The sequence below is a fragment of the Chryseobacterium sp. A321 genome (genome assembly GCF_054489265.1).
The window spans coordinates 866,191-884,037 of record NZ_JBTMWZ010000001.1; the positions used below are offsets into that span (position 1 = coordinate 866,191).

At 41.3% G+C, this 17,847-nt stretch carries 18 protein-coding genes and 1 tRNA gene; 5 read left to right on the forward strand and 14 right to left on the reverse strand.

Annotated features, from left to right (window positions below; genetic code table 11):
* Positions 1-38 precede the first annotated feature (38 nt).
* Positions 39-2,165, reverse strand: coding sequence for a helix-turn-helix domain-containing protein (locus ACX3PZ_RS04155; RefSeq protein WP_459083293.1), 2,127 nt, complete (start codon positions 2,163-2,165; stop codon positions 39-41).
* A gap of 86 nt (positions 2,166-2,251) precedes the next feature.
* Between ACX3PZ_RS04155 and ACX3PZ_RS04160 the strand changes: the two genes are divergently transcribed.
* Positions 2,252-2,728 carry a hypothetical protein gene (locus ACX3PZ_RS04160; protein ID WP_459083294.1) on the forward strand — a complete coding sequence of 159 codons (477 nt, stop codon included), beginning with the start codon at positions 2,252-2,254 and terminating at the stop codon, positions 2,726-2,728.
* A gap of 55 nt (positions 2,729-2,783) precedes the next feature.
* Here the strand turns inward: ACX3PZ_RS04160 and ACX3PZ_RS04165 are convergent, their stop codons facing one another.
* Positions 2,784-3,299 carry a gamma carbonic anhydrase family protein gene (locus tag ACX3PZ_RS04165; RefSeq protein ID WP_459083295.1) on the reverse strand — a complete coding sequence of 172 codons (516 nt, stop codon included), beginning with the start codon at positions 3,297-3,299 and terminating at the stop codon, positions 2,784-2,786.
* A gap of 102 nt (positions 3,300-3,401) precedes the next feature.
* Between ACX3PZ_RS04165 and ACX3PZ_RS04170 the strand changes: the two genes are divergently transcribed.
* The 3 genes from ACX3PZ_RS04170 (at position 3,402) to ACX3PZ_RS04180 (ending at position 6,066) form a co-directional block, all read left to right on the forward strand.
* Positions 3,402-4,283 carry a NifU family protein gene (locus ACX3PZ_RS04170; protein WP_459083296.1) on the forward strand — a complete coding sequence of 294 codons (882 nt, stop codon included), beginning with the start codon at positions 3,402-3,404 and terminating at the stop codon, positions 4,281-4,283.
* A 45-nt stretch (positions 4,284-4,328) separates the two neighbouring features.
* Complete coding sequence (hemH, locus tag ACX3PZ_RS04175) at positions 4,329-5,348, forward strand: ferrochelatase (protein ID WP_459083489.1); 1,020 nt, start codon at positions 4,329-4,331, stop codon at positions 5,346-5,348.
* Positions 5,349-5,433: 85 nt separating this feature from the next.
* Positions 5,434-6,066 (forward strand): MBL fold metallo-hydrolase, encoded by a 633-nt coding sequence (locus ACX3PZ_RS04180; protein WP_459083297.1) that lies wholly within the window; start codon positions 5,434-5,436, stop codon positions 6,064-6,066.
* A 44-nt stretch (positions 6,067-6,110) separates the two neighbouring features.
* Here the strand turns inward: ACX3PZ_RS04180 and ACX3PZ_RS04185 are convergent, their stop codons facing one another.
* The 8 genes from ACX3PZ_RS04185 to ACX3PZ_RS04220 form a co-directional block, all read right to left on the reverse strand.
* Entirely contained in the window at positions 6,111-6,668 is a 558-nt protein-coding gene (locus ACX3PZ_RS04185) for a thioredoxin family protein (protein ID WP_459083298.1), read from the reverse strand.
* 90 nt (positions 6,669-6,758) lie between these two features.
* Positions 6,759-7,694, reverse strand: coding sequence for a tRNA (adenosine(37)-N6)-dimethylallyltransferase MiaA (gene miaA, locus ACX3PZ_RS04190; RefSeq protein ID WP_459083299.1), 936 nt, complete (start codon positions 7,692-7,694; stop codon positions 6,759-6,761).
* Between the two features lie 81 nt (positions 7,695-7,775).
* Positions 7,776-8,114, reverse strand: a complete 339-nt coding sequence (locus ACX3PZ_RS04195) for a YkvA family protein (RefSeq protein ID WP_459083300.1) — start codon at positions 8,112-8,114, stop codon at positions 7,776-7,778.
* Between the two features lie 72 nt (positions 8,115-8,186).
* A complete protein-coding gene (locus ACX3PZ_RS04200; protein ID WP_459083301.1) occupies positions 8,187-8,717 on the reverse strand; it encodes a TlpA family protein disulfide reductase in 531 nt (176 codons plus the stop codon).
* Between the two features lie 19 nt (positions 8,718-8,736).
* Positions 8,737-9,309: a thioredoxin family protein gene (locus tag ACX3PZ_RS04205; RefSeq protein WP_459083302.1), complete on the reverse strand. Its 573-nt coding sequence runs from the start codon at positions 9,307-9,309 to the stop codon at positions 8,737-8,739.
* 4 nt (positions 9,310-9,313) lie between these two features.
* Positions 9,314-10,372 (reverse strand): chorismate synthase, encoded by a 1,059-nt coding sequence (aroC, locus tag ACX3PZ_RS04210; protein ID WP_459083303.1) that lies wholly within the window; start codon positions 10,370-10,372, stop codon positions 9,314-9,316.
* A gap of 198 nt (positions 10,373-10,570) precedes the next feature.
* Entirely contained in the window at positions 10,571-11,107 is a 537-nt protein-coding gene (locus ACX3PZ_RS04215) for a YMGG-like glycine zipper-containing protein (RefSeq protein ID WP_459083304.1), read from the reverse strand.
* A gap of 356 nt (positions 11,108-11,463) precedes the next feature.
* A tRNA-Cys gene (locus ACX3PZ_RS04220) sits at positions 11,464-11,534 on the reverse strand.
* A 111-nt stretch (positions 11,535-11,645) separates the two neighbouring features.
* On the opposite strand from ACX3PZ_RS04220, the gene ribB reads away from it, so the two are divergent.
* On the forward strand, positions 11,646-12,767 hold the full coding sequence (ribB, locus tag ACX3PZ_RS04225) for a 3,4-dihydroxy-2-butanone-4-phosphate synthase (RefSeq protein ID WP_459083305.1): 1,122 nt from the start codon (positions 11,646-11,648) through the stop codon (positions 12,765-12,767).
* A 22-nt stretch (positions 12,768-12,789) separates the two neighbouring features.
* Here ribB and fmt read toward each other — a convergent pair whose 3' ends face one another.
* From fmt to folK, 4 genes are all read right to left on the reverse strand, one after another.
* Complete coding sequence (gene fmt / locus ACX3PZ_RS04230) at positions 12,790-13,737, reverse strand: methionyl-tRNA formyltransferase (protein ID WP_459083306.1); 948 nt, start codon at positions 13,735-13,737, stop codon at positions 12,790-12,792.
* A 39-nt stretch (positions 13,738-13,776) separates the two neighbouring features.
* Positions 13,777-15,675 carry a RecQ family ATP-dependent DNA helicase gene (locus tag ACX3PZ_RS04235; RefSeq protein WP_459083307.1) on the reverse strand — a complete coding sequence of 633 codons (1,899 nt, stop codon included), beginning with the start codon at positions 15,673-15,675 and terminating at the stop codon, positions 13,777-13,779.
* Between the two features lie 79 nt (positions 15,676-15,754).
* Positions 15,755-17,170, reverse strand: coding sequence for an OmpA family protein (locus ACX3PZ_RS04240; protein WP_459083308.1), 1,416 nt, complete (start codon positions 17,168-17,170; stop codon positions 15,755-15,757).
* A gap of 251 nt (positions 17,171-17,421) precedes the next feature.
* A complete protein-coding gene (folK, locus tag ACX3PZ_RS04245) occupies positions 17,422-17,847 on the reverse strand; it encodes a 2-amino-4-hydroxy-6-hydroxymethyldihydropteridine diphosphokinase (protein ID WP_459083309.1) in 426 nt (141 codons plus the stop codon).

Sequence of the window (17,847 nt, forward strand, 5' to 3'; positions counted from 1 at the left end):
CAATTCAAAAAAGCTATAAGCTTAGGTTGAACTATATATCAGTCTTCTTTTGGAGAGAAAAAGGAGCTTAACAATCTAATTTCTCCGTATTCGAATTCAGGGGGAAGAATCGCTTTCCACTCATTTAAAGTCTGCTTAGGCTCTTTTGAAAATTGAGATTCAAATGTCTTTATCTTCTCTTTGGGCAAGAGTCGCAAAAGATCCTGCATATCTAAAGATCCGTTCTGAGCAAATTTATCAAAATGCCCAATGAGTGTGGCCCGAATAAGTCCTCTGTGTTTTTCAATCTCCGTAAGTGTTTTGCCTTCTTTAAAGAGCTGCCAAGTCATTTGGTGGCTAGGTATCTTAACTACTTTTGTACTTAGATCCAGATCGGTGTCCGAGTCTAAAAGTGGAGTGTCAAGAAGTTTAAGGTCTCTAAGGTCCTGCAAGTAATTTTGAAAGTCTTCAAGTAGATCTTTCGTTTTTTCGTTAAATCCTTTTAAACCACTGACTCCCTTCGTATGCGAATAGAACAGTTTGAAGGGTTGGAAAAGATTTTCGTGAACGCTTTTGAAGAAGAATTCGGTGGCTCCTTTTGTTTTAAGATCTAGCGCTTCCCATAGAATTTCTCCCGCAAAGAATTTCTCCTTCATTTGGGGTAGAATGCGAAAGAACTTTTGATAGATTGCCCCTAGATGCTCAAGTTCTTTCTGGCTTCTAAATTCTAAAGATTTGACATCGCTTTGGTCGATATTTTTACTTTCTCTTGCCACTTTATGCCATACGCTCAATTCTTTTTTCGCCCAAGTTATGTCAAGCTTTTGCAAGATTTTTGAGATTGTGAAATCGTATTTTTCCCGTTCTAAAATCTCTTCAATCCTATCGTTTGCGTGCGTAGAGTCCTGAAAGCTTGCGATTCGACGGTCCGAAAATATGACCTCTGGAGTGATTTTAGACTTAAGCACAATACCTTCTAAAGTACGACAACGAGAGAGCGCTACATATACCTGACCTGAAACAAAAGAATTTCCCGCATCAATGATTACGTTTTCAAAGGTAAGCCCCTGGCTTTTGTGAATGGTAACTGCCCAAGCTAGGCGAATCGGGTACTGCTCAAAGCTTCCAAGTACGTCCTCTTTAATGTTTTTATTTTGATCAAGTGAATAGGATTTCTGTTCCCATACTTCTTTTTTAAGCGTATAAAGAGATTCACTCCCTTCAATCTGTACTTTAATTGAGTCCTCCGAAAGGGATTGTACCACGGCAAGTTTTCCATTGAAATAGCGTTTTTCAGCCGAGGCATCGTTTCGGATAAACATGATTTGAGCTCCCACCTTTAGTTCAAGATTGGTTTCACAAGGGTATTGGTTTTCTTTAAAATCGCCCACTATGCTTGCAGGGTAGAACTCGGAAGATCCTGGGAGCTCCTCTATTTTTTTTCGGTTAATGGCATCTGCCATTTTATTATGAGACGTGAGGTATACATAAGACTTTTCACTTGGCTCAAAATCGGGATCGTAACGCTCATTTAGGCGATCGAAATCAATGGCATCCACATCCGCGTCACGAATCGCATTCAAAAGATCAATGAAGTCCTGATCACTTTGGCGATAGACTTTCGTTAACTCCACCGTAATTAATGGCAAACCTTGCAGGACTTTCGCACTAAAGAAAAAAGGAGTAGGATAGTAGCGACCTAAGGCCTCTTGTTCACGAACCACGGGGGGAAGTTGATAAAGATCCCCAATGAATAACATTTGAACCCCTCCAAAAGGAAGAGGGGAGCGCCGTACAAAACGAAGCGAATAATCCATCATGTCAAGGACGTCTGCACGAAGCATGGATACTTCATCAATAATGAGAAGCTCTAATTCCCGAAGTAGTTTTAGTTTTTCTTTGCGGTATTTAAAATGTTGAAGTAAATCGTTTACATTGTTGCCTAGATGCCCGTCAATACGATCGATGGTTGGGAGAAAAGGTCGTAGGGGAAGGCCAAACATCGAGTGAATGGTGACCCCGGAGGCATTGATGGCCGCGATTCCTGTGGGTGCGACAACAATGTGTTTTTTGCGTGTTTTCTTGACCAGCTCGTTTAAGAAGGTGGTTTTTCCGGTGCCCGCTTTTCCGGTTAAAAAAAGACTTCGGTTGGTGTATTCCGCAAGCTCAAAAAGAGGTGGGTTCATGGCTCAAATTTAAAGAAAAAAAAGAGATTTTGTTCGGCCTGAATCTTGCTTCCTTTTCCTTAGATTTACGCCTTAATACTTTTTTTATGAACCGAATTGCCTCTTTTCTACTCCTATCTTTATTTTTGTTGGGATGCAAAACCAAGGACGTCGCACAAGACCAGGAGCGATTGCCAAAAGATGTGGCCTTAATGCCTGAAAGGGATTATACGGATAAAGAAGATATGGATATTGAACGAGACCGAGGATACCTTACCGAATTGAGAGCTTCGATTGCAGAACAAATCTCAAGTGTAAAATGCTCAGATCCCCTGCAATGGAGAGTGTCGCCTTTAGGGTCCAAAGCTTGTGGAGGGCCCGCTAGTTTCATTGCATACCCTATTGAACTAGAGGAAGAGCTTCTTCCTCAAATTTCGACATACAATCAGGCTAGCTCAAGTTTTAATTTAAAGTATGGAATTATTTCTGACTGTTCCGTTACTCAGGCTCCTGCTGGAATCCGTTGTGAAGAGGGAGTGGCTACTTTGTATTATGGGCAAAGTGCACTAGAGGTTACTCAATAAATAGAAATTGAAAAAGCCACAGATCTTGTGGCTTTTTGACTGCTTGCAGTTAATTTCACTCCTTATACCAATTTGAGTACATCACATAATTGTCTGCAATCCGATTTACTTCGCCTTCTAAAAGATCCACAGAAATGTCTTTTAGTTTTCTTGCCGGTGTTCCTGCCCAAACTTCACCTGATTTAATTCGGGTTCCTTGGGTAACTACAGAGCCTGCTCCTACAATTGAATTGCTTTCTATCTTGCAGTTGTCCATGACGATGGCCCCCATCCCGATTAGGACATTGTCCTCTAATGTGCAGCCGTGTACTATGGCATTGTGGCCAATAGAGACGTTATTTCCAATTACAAGTGGATACTTCTCATACGTACAGTGCAACATTACGTTGTCCTGGACATTCACTTGGTTTCCCAATTTAATGAAATTGACATCCCCGCGTATCACCGCATTGTACCAGATACTACAGTCTTTCCCCATCTGCACGTCTCCGATCACAGTAGCTGTTTCTGCTAAAAATGTACCCTCACCAATTTGAGGGGTTTTTCCTAAAAGTTCTTTTACAAGTGCCATGACTTAAATTATTTTATGATAAATGTTAATTGACAATCTCTACTGCACTTCAGCTTTTATGTGGGCTTAATTGCGTATTTTTGCTATTCAAATTTACGAAAAATGAGACAACTAACGATAGAGACTACTGCGAATCCAAAAGTAATAAAATTCGCAACCGATTATACCCTGATACCAGGCTCTTTAGAGCTAGATCGGGACACCGATAATTCAGAAATTCCCCTAGCAGGAGAACTTTTGAAGTTCCCTTTTGTTGAGAAAATTTTTGTCACGGCCAATTTTATTGCAGTCGCGAAAGCAGACGGTGTAGAATGGGACGCAGTTCAAGATCAATTAAAAGAGATTATTGAAGACCAACTGTTAGAAAACCCGAGACTTTACGCTAAAACGAAGAAAAGAGAGCTTTTCCCTGTCTATGCAGAAATGACTCCAAATCCTGCCGTAATGAAGTTCGTTTCCCAACGATTTATTTTGGAAGGATTTCTTGAAGTGAAATCCCGAGAGGCAGCTACTGAAGTTCCCTTAGCAAGCGCATTGTACGAAGAATTTGAATTTGTGACCGAATTGTTTATTTCAGACAATTTCGTGGCGGTTACAAAAGACGATTCCGTAGAGTGGCATCAGGTAATGGTGGCTGTGAGAGGATTTATCGCAGAATTTTTGCAAAGTGGAAATACAGTATCGCTTATCAAGGCGCAAAGTCACGAAGCACCTGCTATGGAGCGTATTCAAAGAGAATACACGGATGCAGAGCAAGAGATTTCCAATATTTTAGATGAATACGTTTCTCCTGCTGTAGAAAATGATGGCGGTAAAATTACTCTTATCGAATACGATGCTGACAGTAAGACTGCAAAAATGCTATTACAAGGTGCCTGTTCAGGATGTCCTAGCTCAACTGCAACCCTTAAAGGAGGGATTGAAAACATCCTAAAGCAATTTGTACCTGAGTTAGTGGAAACCGTAGAGGCGGTGAACGGATAGTCGAGAATCAAGATCCCTAGAAAGCAGAGACTTTTAGGACAAGAGATAATTATGAAGGGAATTTTATTAGTCAATCTTGGATCGCCAAAGTCGACCGAGGTAGAAGATGTCAAAACATATTTAGACGAGTTTTTGATGGACGAACGTGTCATTGATTACCGTTGGTTTTTTAGGAATTTGCTGGTAAGAGGCATCATCTTAAAAACACGTCCCAAGAAATCCGCTGAGGCCTATCGTTCCGTTTGGACGGACAAAGGTTCACCTCTTATTGTGATCACAGAGCAAATTAAAGAAAAATTGCAGCTCCTGGTCGATGTACCTGTGGCTGTGGGAATGCGGTATGCAGAGCCAAGCATTGAGACTGGGATTCGAGAGCTTGTGGAAAAGGGAGTCGATGAAATTGTCCTTTTCCCACTGTATCCGCAATACGCAATGAGTACCACAGAAACGGTTATCGAGAAGGCAAAAGAAGTACAGGCGCTAAAGTTCCCGAATGTGAAAATTAATTACGTTCCTGCGTTTTACGATAGGGATATTTACATTGATGCTCTTGCGAAAAGTATTGAGAAGGATTTGCCTCAAACGTTTGATAAATTGCATTTTTCCTACCATGGAGTTCCCGAAAGACATTTGCGTAAAACCGATCCCACCAAGACCTGTCGTATAGACAATTGCTGTCAAGAGGATTCTTTGCCTGCTCACAAATACTGCTACCGACATCAATGTTTCCGGACTACGGAACTTGTTCGTGAGCGTTTAGGGTTAAGCAAAGATCAGGTGGCAATTTCCTTCCAATCCCGTTTAGGAAGTGACAAATGGATTGAGCCCTACACCGACAAAACCCTAGAAACTTTCCCCAAAAACGGAGTGAAGAAAATCGCCATTTGCTGTCCTGCATTTGTGTCCGATTGCCTCGAAACTTTAGAGGAGATCGCCATCGAAGGAAAAGAACAGTTTACCCATGCAGGTGGCCAGGAATTTCAATACATTCCTTGTATGAATGATCAGGATCCTTGGATCCATGTAGTTAAAACCCTTTGCGAGGAGCAAATGAATTTTAACTAGTCCCAATCTAATCATCTAAAAGCTCATCAAACTCGCAAGTCTAGATGAGCTTTTTTAATAGACCCAATCCAATTACTATTCCCTTATGTTTGACTTTGAACCCTTTGCATTTAATCCTTTTTCTGAAAACACATATGTTCTCAATTCTGAGACTCAGGCCTGGATTTTAGATCCTGGCAATAGCAACGAAATAGAAACCAGAAGTCTGTTTGATTTTATTGAATCCAAGAATCTTACAGTAGAAGGGGTTTTACTAACGCATGCGCATATCGATCATGTTCTCGGGCTACAGGCGTGTGTAGACCGGTACAAGGTGCCGGTTTCTTTGCATGCCCTTGAAAAAGAGATTTTGGCCAGAAACCCTCTTGATGCTAGAAGATTTGGATTTGAGTTTGAAGCATTTCGTGGAGAAATTAAAGAGCTTACCGAAGGGGAGGTTTTGCATTTAAACGACCAGCATTTTGAAGTACTGCATGTTCCTGGACACTCTCCTGGACATGTGGCGTTTTACTCGAAGCAAAACAAGGCCATTTTCAGTGGAGATGTATTGTTTCAAGGAAGCATTGGACGTACGGATCTCTATAAGGGAGATCATCCGACACTTCTAAAAAGCATTGAAGAGAAACTTTTTACCTTAGATTCAGACACAAATGTATATTGTGGACACGGCCCCTCCACAAACATTGGGTTTGAAAAGCAGTATAATCCCTATTTCTAGGAGCGCGTTTTAGATAGATGAATTTTAAATAGAAAGAGAAATTCCTACTTCCATTTGATGCCGCATCCTAAGCTTGGTTTTTGAAAATCTTCCTGAGGGGCACCCGCAAGTAGGTTTTCAAAAGCTATAATTAAATCCTCGCCCGTGATTTCTTTTGTGTTGCCAGGTCTGGAGTCGTCCATTTGTCCGCGGTAAATAAGGTCCAATTTCTCATCAAAAAAGAAGAAGTCTGGCGTACAAGCCGCATCGTATGCTTTGGCAACCGATTGACTTTCATCAAATAAATAAGGAAAATCAAAACGGCGCTCAATCTGAAACTCAATCATTTTCTCTGGTGAATCTGCAGGGTACTTTTCAGCGTTGTTCGCGTTAATTGCAATGAACTCGATTCCTTGACCTTGATAGTCTTCATACAGTTCCGTAAGCTTGTCAATCACATGCTGTACAAAAGGACAATGGTTGCACATGAAAATAACAAGGGTTCCTTTTTCTCCTTTCAATTGCTCAAGGCTTTGAGTTTCTCCTTGTGTGGAAGGATTAGGAAGTTCGAAGTAAGGGGCTCTGGTTCCTAAAGGGAGCATATTTGAAGGTGTATCTGCCATGGGGGAAATGTGTTTTACTCGTGATTTCGAAAGTCAAAAATACTGAATTTTTTCCAATATAACCCTGCTCTTGGAAAGTGCTGGGATCTTTTAATTGTTAGTGCTAGATAGCGGCTCCATAGGTGCGAACGGATGGGTTTTCAAATACTGCATGCTTTGCTCAAAGGCATCGCTGTGGTCGACCCAAAAAATATCATTTTCCTTCCGGTACCAGGTGAGTTGACGCTTTGCAAACCGCCGAGAATTTTTCTTGATTTCTTCGACCGCATTTTCTAAGCTGCACAGGTTTTCAAAATATTGAAAAAGTTCACTGTAGCCTACGGTCTGTAAAGCAGGGTAGTCTTTGAAGGGAAGTAAAGATTTTACTTCTTCTAAAAGCCCCTTTCGCATCATCGTTTCCACCCGTTGGTTTATCCGCTCGTATATGAGCTCTCGAGGGGCTTTGATTCCAATTCGAATGGATTGAAAAAAACGACTTGATTTTGATTCTTGTAAGAGAGTAGAATAGGGAGACTTAGTTTGCCAGATGATATCAAGAGCGCGCAGCAGTCTACGGGGGTTTTGAAGGTCCACTTGATTATGGTATAGCGGATCTAACTCTAAAAGTAGATTTTGAAGGGCTTGCAGCCCTTTGGTTTGCCACAATTCCAGTAATTTCGCTTGGTTTTCATCGTTGGCAGTAGGTAGAGGGTGAAGTCCTTCTAGAACGGCTTTCTCGTACATCATGCTACCTCCTACCAGAATGAGAAGTGAGGACTTCTTAAACGAAATTTCGAGTTCTTCTACTACGTCATGTTCGTATTGGCCAATGGAGTAGGGCTCAGAAACAGACCTCTGTCCAATAAAATGGTGAGTAGCCTCTTGGAGTTCCTCCTTAGAGGGTGCCGCCGTGCCGATCGGCATTTCTTTGTAAAATTGACGAGAGTCACAAGAGAAAATCTCAGTTTTCAGCTCCTTAGCTAAATCAATAGAGAGTTTTGTTTTTCCGATTCCTGTCGTACCTACAATTGAGAGTAAAGTCTTCACGGCGTAAATTTGAGGAAAAATTTGGTAAAATAAAACCGACGAAGGAAATTCGCCGGTTTTGTTTTTGATTTGTTCTTATTTCTATCCTTGTGCTTCAATATCTAGTGTTGTGATTCCTTCTTTTTGCATGGCTTCCCAAAGCAAGAATTTGTCTATTTCTTTGAGTAGTCTAGGAATGATAAAGGCAAGTACCGCAAGATCGTCTAACGATCCGATGACCGGTACCGCTATTTCTGGGATAAGGTCAATGGGGGAGATCACATAGAGAAGCCCTAAAATAGGGATGATTAAATCGATCGCTTTTGTCTGATAAACTCCCTTTCTCCATAGTTTGACCATGCGCCAAATGACAGGAACTTTTTGTAGGAAACCTTTGTGCTTAATGGCTTCCTTGATAAGTGCAATTTTTGAATATTTCATTTTGTGTTGTTAGGCTAATTTAATTGCAAAATGCATTCCATAATGAATTTGATAAATTAAATTGCCGACAAATTATTTCAGCATATTGTCAATGAACTCATTGGACTCCACACTGTTCCAATCTTTCGTCGCAGTTTCCTTTTGCAAGATTCTTCCCGTTTTATCGAGGATAAATGTGGTGGGATAAACCTTGGGAAGAATTTTGCCACTCACGGGGCTTTTGGCTAAGTAGACCGGCGCCGTATACTCATTTTCTTTCATGAATTTTAAAACCGCTTCTTTTTCGTCTAGCATCGCGATAAGAACAAAGTCCATCTCTTCTTTACGGTCTTTGTAGAGCGCTTCAATGGTAGGCCACTCTTCTCGACACGGTGCGCACCAAGTGCCCCAGAAGTTGAGAAAAAGAAGCTTTTTGCCTCGAAAATCTTTCAGGTTTGCATCAGGAGTATTAAGTCCTTCAAGGGCAATGTCATAGTCCTCTTCATTCACTTTCACCGCCTCTTCTATTTCGGCGACCGGCATAAACATTTCTTTTACTCCCGGTACAAATGCGATGATACCTAATGCGGCTAAAAGTACGATGTAAATTAAATTCTTTTTCACTGCTATTTTTTTTGTGGATTTATATCAAATCTAAAAGTTCTTCAAGGGCGTCTTTTCCTTTGTTCTTTGCATAATATACTTGCAAATCATTGTAGAATTCTTCCCTCGGATAGGCTTCTGGATTCTCTTTGAATTTTTTTAGAAGTTCGAAACCGTGTTTAGGTCGAGGCCCCCAATGAGCCAGCACATCATCGTCTTGATTTAAGACCAAAGCAATCGGAATCGATTGCGTTCCGTTTGTAAGATATTGGTCAATTAAGGAGGTGTCGTCGTCGCGTAGGAAGATTTTCACCTCATGGGTATCCTTGAAAAACTGATAGATGACAGGAACCGTTGCGCTAGCATCGCCACACCAGGGTTCAGAAATCATAAGAATTTTGCCGTTGAATTTTTTTGATTTTAATTTTTCAACTAAAGCTTCATCCTTTTTAAAGGATTTTAGAGTTCGTGCCATTCGCTGCGCTCCGAGATCATAGTATTCCTTGTAGGATGCTTCCTGCTCGTTCTTCGGCTGTTCGAGTCGTTGGTTGTTTACTTCTAGGTACTGGTCAAGACTAATAGCTTTGTCCCAAAATGATTTTACGTTGTTCATGGTATTATAATTTTCTAGTTTTTTGAATTAAAAATAAATCTGCCAGCACAAAGGCCGCTAGATTCTCCACAATAGGAACGGCCCTAGGAAGTACGCATGCGTCGTGCCTGCCTTTTCCTTCCACTATGGTCGCGTCTCCATTTTGATCGATGCTAGGTTGAGGTTTTAAAAGAGTAGCCACCGGTTTAAAAGCCACCCGGAAATAGATCGGCATTCCATTGGAAATCCCCCCTTGAATTCCTCCTGAAAGGTTGGTCTTCGTAGTGAAATCTTCGTTGAATAGATCATTATGCTCGCTTCCTTTCATCTTCGCACCACAAAAGCCGCTACCGTATTCAAAGCCTTTGGCCGCGTTAATATTGAGCATCGCTTTTGCAAGCTCTGCTTGAAGCTTTCCGAAGACAGGTTCGCCTAGGCCGGCGGGAACATTTTCAATCACGCAGGTAATGGTTCCACCAATGGTATCTCCTTGTTTTTTTATCTCTTTTATTTTGGCCGTCATCTTTTCCGCAGAGTCTGGGTCCGGACATCGAACATCAAAGTCCTCCGTTTTTGAGAAGTCTAATTCTTGATACGGTTTTTCACAAAATATTTCCCCTACAGAAGAGACGTACGCATTGATGGTAACGCCTTCCAAAAGGTGTCTTGCAATCGCTCCTGCGATGACCCAGTTAAGGGTTTCTCTTGCAGAAGATTTACCTCCTCCTCGATAATCACGAAACCCAAATTTCTTATCATAGGTGTAATCTGCGTGGCTCGGACGATAACTCTCTTTTAAATGGTCGTAATCTTTGCTTTTTTGATTTTCATTTTCCACTAAGAAACCGATAGGAGTTCCCGTGGTTTTTCCTTCAAAGATTCCACCAAGAAATTGAACGGTGTCACTTTCTTTTCTTTGCGTGACTAGTTTGCTCTGCCCTGGTTTTCTTCGGTCTAGTTGATACTGGATGGAAGGGAGGTCTAACTCTACCCCTGCAGGAAAATTACTTAAAATACCTCCATAGGCAGGGCCATGGCTTTCGCCGAAGGTGGATAGTGTGAGGAAATTACCAAGTGTGAACATAGTACAAATATAAGCAATGTTCGGGGTGCTTGCCTAAGGATTATGGTGAATTTAATCATACGGAAGCAAAGATAAGTTCCGGCTTTGTTTTTTTTTAGATCCTCCATTTAGATGGGGAGGAAGTGGCAAAAAGCAACCGTCCGAAATCACAAGACTCCGGACGGTTTATAATATTAAATTTTGTTCTTTTGGAAGGACTTAACGAACTACACGTCCGTCTTTCCTGTCTTGAGATCTACCAATGGTATATCCGGTTGCACCCCCAATAATACCTCCGACTACAGCTCCAGCACCTCGGTTCTTTTTGCTAATAATTGCACCTGCAGCAGCTCCTCCCACAGTACCAATTATGGTTCCTTTAGCGGCCTTACTAATTCCCGTTCTGACAGGAGCTTCTTCGTAAGTCCCGTAGTCATCTCCACCCGCATAAGTTCCGGAATTAGAAGAAGGACTCTCTCTATACACAGTCTTTTCTACCACTCTTTCTCTAACTGGCGTTGCGGATCTTGAAACAGCAGCCTGTTTTTCAGACTCGACTTTCGCGATACTATCTTTGGCTCTTTCGAACACCATTTTTTCTTTTTCAATGGCAAGTTTTTGCCTTTCAATTTCTAATTGACGAGCTTGGTACTCAATTTTTTCTTGCTCAAGTGATTTCTGAGCAACGGTTTCGTCCTTCTTACATCCACTCAGCATTAAAACTGAAGCGGCTCCTAGTATTACTATTGCTTTCATTATTTCTATTTTTCAGTTAGAATAATTAATTCTACTTAACCTATAGACAAGTAAGAAGCCAAACCTATGTTAAGGAAATGTTAAAATTCTTAAATTGAGTTTGACAAATAGAAGCTTTAGTGTTGCTATGTATTTAGTATCGAATGATTTATGCGCTATAAATTGAATTTTAATATTCTTTTTAATTGCTTCATTCTGATTTTTAAAAGGAAAGAAAGTGGAGTGCTTTCTAGTTTTGAACTTATTTGCCGTTCGTTTTGTGCAAAGTGAACCGCATGCTTTTTAGGCCTTCATTTAGACGTGAAACCAACAAAAAACCCTATGTCGCTTGGATTCAGCATCATAGGGTTTTGTAGAGGTACCTAGCGGATTCGAACCGCTGTAGATGGTGTTGCAGACCACTGCCTAGCCACTCGGCCAAAGTACCCTTTATTGGAATGCAAAAGTAGGCAAATTTTTATTAATCCATAATATCCGCTGTAAATTTTTTTTCAACCCTTATTGCTTCGTATATTTGTAATCTATTTTATACCACAAAATGTCAGATATTCAACTTAATACCATTCCCGATGCAATCGAGGATTTACGTCAAGGGAAAATCATCATTGTAGTTGATGATGAAAACCGCGAAAACGAAGGCGATTTTCTTTCCGCAGCCGAACTTACCACGCCCGAAATGATCAACTTTATGACTCTTTACGGTCGAGGACTAATTTGTACGCCCCTACCTGAGAAGCGCTGTGACGAGCTGGGACTCGATATCATGGTAACTCGTAGTAGCGATCCAAAGGAAACTGCATTTACCGTTTCAGTAGATTTGTTAGGAGAGGGGGTATCCACAGGTATTTCTGCAAGTGACCGTTCGAAAACCATCTTAGCTCTTATGGACCCAAAGACAAAACCTGCGGATTTCATGAGACCAGGCCATATCTTTCCGCTTCGCGCTAAGAAAGGAGGCGTTTTAAAACGTGCAGGGCACACAGAAGCTGCGATCGATTTAACTCGATTAGCAGGTCTAAAAGAAGGAGGTGTAATCTGTGAGATTATGAACGAAGACGGATCCATGTCTAGACTTCCTCAACTCGTTGAGCTTGCTAAAAAACACGATCTTAAAATCGTGTCCATTGAAGATCTAATTCATTATCTACTTCAAAAGGGAGATTTAATAGAAAGACTAGAGGAAAGAGAAGTCACCACGCATTACGGCGATTTTCATTTTTATGCTTTCCGTGAAACCAGTACAGATCAAATTCACTTTGCTTTGACCAAAGGAAGTTGGAAAGCGGACGAACCGGTACTCGTACGTGTACAAGCCTCTAATTCTTATTTCGATGTATTAAGTAGATTAATCAACGGAGAAAAGCCTTTGCTAGAGAAGGTAACCCAGATGATTAATGAGGAAGGCAAAGGAGCGCTTATTTTCATTAATAACGTTTCCAACAACGAAAATACGATGCGCAAGCTTCAGCAATTTCTTAATTACCAAGAAGGCTCTGCTGCGCGTCCAACACTCGCTTCTAATTTCCGAGACTACGGAATTGGAACTCAAATTCTGAAGAATTTGGGAATAAGTAAGTTTCGGGTGATTACACAGAATCCGGATCTAAAACCGATAGTGGGAGGATACGACGTAGAAGTCAGCGAGCTTGTTGAACTTTAAAAAAATTAAAGAGCCTGAAAAATCAGGCTCTTTTTATTTCGGATAAGGATTTGAACCCGTTTAATAGGTCCTTAATTTCCATTCTTTTTTTACCTTCAAGTTGAACGCTGGTGGGGAAGTAGATTCCGTCTTTTGTATAAATTCGGAGTTCATTTTTATCAACAGAAAGAGTTCCTGGGTCTTTCCCTGTTTCAAGGATTTCAAAGCGTCCTTCATAAATTTTAAGATTCTTTTGCTCTCCTCCAATTTCAAGGGTCGTAAATGCGGAAGGGTAAGGAGAGAGTCCTCGAATGAAATTATACAGGGTTTCACTGTCTTTTTGCCAATCAATTTTGGTGTCTTGCTTAAAGATTTTGAACGCGTTTTTAGGTTCTTTTGTTTGAATTTGAACCTTAGGTTCCAACTCGTTTGCAGCCAAACCGTCAAGGGTTTTTAAAACCAAATCTGCTCCAAGATGCATTAGTTTGTCATGCAGCGTGCCGGCCGAGTCCGTGGTCTCGATTGCTATTTCTTCCTGCATAAGGACTTCTCCTTCGTCTATTTTTTCGTTTATGAAAAAAGTGGTGACACCTGTTTTTTTCTCGCCACCCATAATCGCATAGTTGATGGGTGCAGCACCTCGGTAGTCTGGGAGTAGGGAGGCATGGAGGTTGAATGTGCCCAATGGCGGCATTTCAAAAAGGATTTTAGGCATCATACGGAAAGCTACAACCACGAAAAGGTCTGCCTTAAGCGCCTCAATCGAAGAAAGAAAATCGGGATCCTTGAGTTTTTCAGGTTGAAATAAGACAAGTTCATTTTCATGTGCAAAGCTTTTTACAGCCGATTCCGATACTTTCTGTCCCCTTCCTGAAGCTTTGTCTGTGGTCGTAACGACTCCGACGACTTCGTGCGAGGACTCATGTATTGCCTGTAAGATTGTTTTTGCAAACTCTGGGGTGCCGAAAAAGACGACTTTAAGTGGTTTCATAATGCAAAGATATTGCTTGTTTTAAAGCTGTGCAAAGCTTTATGCCTTCGTATAGGTTCGAAAATCTTTCATCTTCACTTCCTCCTTATCTAGGAGTAGTATTAAAGATTCGAGAATATCATTTTTCGGGTAGAGACTTAAGTGTACGGAGAGCTGTTCCAAGGTCTTAGGCCCTCTTTCCAGAGCAAAGAGAAGTTCACTCTCTAGGGAGCTTCCAAAATTTGCTTCTTGGTTCTTTTTACAGACATAGCATCGCTGGCACGGCTCATTTGATGATTCCCCAAAGTAACGGAGGATGAGAACCATTTTGCAGGTTTTTTCCTCTTTTACAAAGTATTTCATTTCCTCCCATTTTTGAACTTTGTTTTTCTGTATCTGTGCAAATAAAGGGTAGTAGCCAAAGGAGAGAGCTCTGGAATCGCGTGGTTTTAAGAATTTCACACTAGAAAGCGAGCCGTCCATATAAAGAGCATAGTCTGTTTTGTTTAAAGTGACAAAAGTCTGTTTTAAATTCTCAAGTGAGACGCCTATCTTCGAGGCGAGGCCAATGTCCGAAAAATGGACTCTTTGCTTGGAGAGACCGGGAAGCTGACGGTATAGATTTTCCAGAACCGCTGCCTCCGAAGCAGGGAGTTGATCAATTTCATCCGGAGATAGAAAAAGCTCTAAAGTGGAGGGGCTTTTGTAGTCGTTATGGTAAATCAATTCCTGGTGATGGAGGAATTGAATGATGTTGCGCACCTTTGCTCCAGAGCAGCGTGTAAGTCGCTTTATCTTTTCAATGTCTAATACGAAAGATTTTTCCGGAAGTTCTCCTTCTGCGACTTGGTAAATCGAGTATAGGATGCTCAGTATTTTTTCATACTGTTCTTTGGTCGGCATTTGATTCTTTAGAATTCGGTCAAATTCCGCGATTTCTTCCTCGGACCATAGCAGTAAAGCAAGGCTTAAATGAGCGTCTCGTCCTGCACGTCCAATTTCTTGGTAGTAATTTTCGAGTGAGCTTGGGATCGTAAAGTGCACGACGAATCGAACGTTCGTTTTGTCGATACCCATTCCAAAAGCATTGGTGGAGATAAGCACTTGGTTCGAGCTTTGGAGCCAATGGGTTTGACGACTTATTTTTTCTTTTGCTGAGAGTCCCGCATGGTAATATTGAACTCGATCGTTCCCTCGTGAGCGAAGGAATTGACTCAGGTTTTCTGCTTCTTTTCTGGTTCTTACGTAGATGAGGCCCGACTCTTTATGATTTCGCAAAAGCTCAGCAACTCTTTCGTACTTATGGCTTTCTTTCTCCATCGCAATTTGGAGGTTGTCTCGCTTAAAGCTTTTTTGAAAAAGTTGAACCGGAGTAAGGGCTAGCTTGGTCTTAATTTCGGCCAGAACTTGGGGCGTTGCGGTGGCCGTCAGAGCAAGGCAAGGAACTTGAAGAAATTCTTCTCGAAATTGTTTGATGTGTTGATAGCTTGGTCGAAAGTCTTGGCCCCACTCAGAGATGCAATGGGCTTCGTCGACGGCCAAAAACGAAACTTCAATTTCTTCCATGTGGCGAAGGAATACCGAGTTCTGGAGTCGCTCTGGAGAGACAAACAGGAGTTTAGTGACGCCTTCTTTGCATCGGGAGAGAATGAGTTCCATTTCTAAATCCTCAAGTTCGAACGAAAGGTATTCAGCTTCAATGCCTAGGGCTTTTAGTTGAATGACCTGGTCTCGCATAAGGGCAAGAAGCGGAGAGATGATAAGGCAGGTGCCCTCCAAGAATAGAGCTGGAAGCTGATAACAGAGTGATTTTCCTGCTCCTGTGGGGAGTAGCGCAAGGGTGTCTTTTCCTGAGACTATGGAATCAATGATTTCTTCTTGTTGATCTCGGAATTCACTATACCCCCAAAACATTTTCAAGTACTCATACTTCAGCTGTTGGTAGCGAGCGTCGTTCATGGCGTAAAAATACTTAAATTAAACAAAAAAAACCACGCAAAGTTGCGTGGTTTTCACTGTTTTTGGGTTTAATGCCCTATTAGTTAGCCTCGAAGTATACTCTTCTGTTTGCTCTGTTTTTCCATTCAGGGCATTTTGTAGAAGGATTACATTCTGGGTATTTAAGGTCTTTCTCACCTCTACCGATTGCGTTAAGTCTAGTGCTTTCTACACCGCTTTCGATTAGATAGTTTTTCACGCTACCTGCTCTTCTTTCGGAAAGTTTTTGGTTGTAAGCATCAGATCCTGCAGTATCCGTTCCACCTACAACATTGTAGTTGCCTGTAGAAGAATTGATGTAGTTTGCAGCAGAGTTAAGGATTGGACGATTTGATGGAAGTACTTGAGAAGAATCGAAGTCAAACTCGATACCTTCTAAAGCTCTTGTGTCATCGCTTACAATTCCTTGTCCTGTTGGACAACCGTTGTTTTCAATCGGTCCTGGAACCGTAACACATTTGTCATATAGGTCAATTACTCCGTCTAAATCTGTGTCTAGTGCAACACCGGCTCCGTCAACTCTTGCACCTGCTGGTGTGTCAAGTTCTCTATCCCAGTCGTCACATACACCGTCATTGTCCGCATCTCCTTTTTTACAAACTTCTACGTCTTGGTTTTTGTTTTCAAGTACGTCTACTTTGTAATAAAGTTCTTGAAGTGGGTCATGCCACATTAGGTGAGATTGGTGTTGACCTAGTTTTAAGGAAAGACCTAAAGTCGCATTCCAGAAACTAGCACCTGCTCCTGATGCAGAAGCTGCACCGTCAAATAGATCGTCTCCAGTGAACACGTACATTGCTCTACCTTCAAGGTCGATTCTACGGTTCACTTTGTATTTTAAACCTGCACCTGCTTGTCCAAATGGAGAACCAAGTTTAAAAGGTTTTACTTCTGCTACTAAACTTTGTCCGTTTGCATTTTCTTGGTAAGCTCTATAAGCTAAAGTACCAATACCTGCATACCCGTGAAGAGCCCAACGCATTGGCGATTGGTTGTCTACACGTCTAAGTAAGTTAGAGAAGTTAATGTCTCCTAAGATGGAGATAGCATCGTACTGAGTTCTACCTGCTACTTGGTTACCCGTTGCGTTGTCAGATTTGGTGTTGAAATCACCTTGTCTTGTTTCTCCTCTGTCGTATTGTAATTTCAATCCGAACGCATGAGAAATCGCTTTATCCACACTTAAGTATGCGGAATAACCGAATACATTCTTACCGTTTCCGTCTTCTTTCAAAGAGACTAGGTTGGCAGAATGTTGCAAAAGTGGAACCCCTGCACCAGCAGAAATACTCCAGTCATTGAATCTCTTTGATTCTTGTGTAAAAGGGCTCACGTTTGCAGAACCGGAAGTATATGTGTTTGGATACACTTCGCTTGCTACTACAACTGAATCCTGCGCGTAAGAGGCTACTGGAATTGCCAGTGCTAGCGCCAAACTTGCTAAATTTAGTTTCATAAAATATATTTTTAGTTAATAAATGATTCTTTTTTATTTTGCATCCCTAAAGATGCCTTTTTCTTGCGGTCCTAAGCTGGAGAAATCTCCATTTGAGTTAATTGGGGCCTCTTTTACCCTATTTAACAAGAAACATGCCATGAATGGGATTGGTTCTTATATAATAGTTTATAATATTCACATTTTTTAACATAAACCTACTTGTTTCCGCCTCATTCGCTTGCGTTTCCTCTATTTCTATTGGACCAAAGTTATGCCATAGCCTTTAGTTCTTCAAGGATTTGCATTGAAAATTCACGCTCTTTTAAGTGACGCAAATGGGGAAGTTCTAAGGTAGAACTTTTAAATTCTAGGTTGTCATAGGAAACGATGTCTAGGTCAATCAGACGATCCGTAACCTTTCCAGACGCTTTCGAGTCCAGGGGTCTACCCATTTCGCTCTCAATTTTCTTTAACGTTTTCAAAAGTGAAACAGGAGAAAGTGAGGTTTGAATTTCCAACGCAAAATTAAGAAATTTATAGGGACTCACAAACTCTACGGGGCTTGTTTCTATGATTTTTGTCTCTTTAATGATAGTCACTGCATAGTGCTCTAGGCGTAATTTTGCCTCTTCAAGATTCTTTTCTCGGTTATTTAAGTTGGATCCCAGTAACAAAATGGCGGTATGTAGCGACAT